We start from the raw sequence: 1,950 nt of genomic DNA on the forward strand, positions 1-1,950 counted from the left end.
CATTGCCGTCGCGTCCAGGTGCCGATACCGGACGCAGGCGAATTGAATCGATGATGGCGTCCCACAATTCCAGTGCGGCTTTATCGGATTTGAAAGTCGGAGCCGGTGGGTTGCCATGTTCATCGGAACTACGTTCCTCTACGCTCAATTCCGCCTTGAGGTGAGGTTCGCTGATCGACTCGTCCTTGCCCTGGGCTTCCCAGAGGAAGGTATAGGCGCGCTGCCCCTTTGCGCTGCCTGCCAGCAGATACTCTTCGCCTGCAACTGCGCCGCCACGTTCTCTTTTGCGCAGGGTCTCGATGCCCGCAACCAGCTTGGCCGCCCCCATCAGAAAGCCACCCACTCGATCCAGTAACCGATCTTGTTCGGCTCCGGTGCTGGATCTGAATGACAAAAAGGCTCCGGGGTGTTCCGGGAAGGTCACGCCAATCCCGAAGTCCTCCATTTGAAAGCTGTCCCCCGCGATATAGGCCCGGTCGATACAGAACCCCGGTTCGGTGGGGATCTCGTTGGCTTCACGAGAACGCAGGTTTCGGGCCAGGGAAGTAGCACTCTCAATGCCTGCCGTCTCACGATCTCGCGTGACACCCCCTTTCCAGCGGTAAGCGCGCCAGGTCGGCGTGGAAATAGCGTAAGTATCCAGCAAGTACATCTCTACGCTGGCATTGGACTTCCAGGAAAGTAGCCCTGTTGAACCATCTCCAAGGTCCAATCGACGCAGAAACATACTCCCTTGTATCTTTTTATGTCGTTCACTCTTCAGTTCCTTCTCACGCTGGCCGATTCTGGCCACCAGAGCCTCAGGAGTATCGTCGAGTGCTTTGATGTTGTCGCCCCACAGGTCATACCCAGCATTGATCTCTGCCTGTGGCGGCAGATCGATCAGAAAGCGTCCGTAGCAGTGGGTAACCCATCCACTCTTGTCCATGGCCGGGCTCCGAGAAGAAAAAATCGATGCACAGCTGATAACGCTACTCAGGGCGATGAGACCAAGGATCGTTAGCAGGCAACGAGCGCGGCTCATAAGCCCCCCTTGTCGTCCAGGTGCCAGTCAGCCAATTGAGTGATCTTGATCACGTCAGATAACGCGGCCCGTTGGCGCGCTTGCCGTGGTAGCGCTCTTGGTGTGTAACTCTCGCGCTCAGGCACCGTCGCTCTAGCGTCTGCAGCATTTCCCTTCTCCTTGAGAAACTCACAAATCATCCATCCAGTTATCTTTAGGCTTCAGCTCAGCGAGGAACTCTTCCAGGGCGTAGTCATCATCTACCGATGGATTGTTGGCCATCCGTTGCGGACCTGTAGGCGGGGAGGGGGGGCCAGCATTGCCGTCGCGTCCAGGTGTCGATACCGGGCGCAGGCGAATTGAATCGATGATGGCGTCCCACAGTTCCAGTGCGGCTTTATCGGATTTGAAAGTCGGAGCCGGTGGGTTGCCATGTTCATCGGAACTACGTTCCTCTACGCTCAATTCCGCCTTGAGGTGAGGTTCGCTGATCGACTTGTCCTTGCCTTGGGCCTCCCAGAGGAAGGTATAGGCGCGCTGCCCCTTTGCGCTGCCTGCCAGCAGATACTCTTCGCCTGCAACTGCACCGCCACGCTCTCTTTTGCGCAAGGTCTCGATGCCCGCAACCATCTTCGCCGCACCCATCAGAAAGCCTCCCACTCGATCCAGTAACCGATTTTGTTCGGCTCCGGTGCTGGATCTGAATGACAAAAAGGCTCCGGGGTGTTCCGGGAAGGTCACGCCAATCCCGAAGCGCTCACTTTGAAAACTATTTCCCGCGATATAGGCACGGTCTATACAAAACCCCGGTTCGCTGGGAATCTCATTGGCTTCGCGAGAGCGTAGGTTGCGGGCTAGAGAGGTAGCGATTTCAATGCCCCGACGCTCTCTATCGACTGATATTTCTCCTTTTCGATAATATGCCCGACCCTCTGGTTTAGACACGA

The 1,950-nt window shown here is 56.5% G+C and carries 2 protein-coding genes; both read right to left on the reverse strand.

Annotated features, from left to right (window positions below; translation table 11 throughout):
* Nucleotides 1-928 (reverse strand): T6SS immunity protein Tli4 family protein (locus tag GV819_RS32495; RefSeq protein WP_256667708.1); only part of this gene is annotated, 928 nt, incomplete at its 3' end.
* A gap of 264 nt (nucleotides 929-1,192) precedes the next feature.
* Nucleotides 1,193-1,950 (reverse strand): T6SS immunity protein Tli4 family protein (locus GV819_RS32500; protein WP_178126157.1); only part of this gene is annotated, 758 nt, incomplete at its 5' end.

Source organism: Pseudomonas sp. Fl5BN2, assembly GCF_009908205.1.
Classification (GTDB): domain Bacteria; phylum Pseudomonadota; class Gammaproteobacteria; order Pseudomonadales; family Pseudomonadaceae; genus Aquipseudomonas.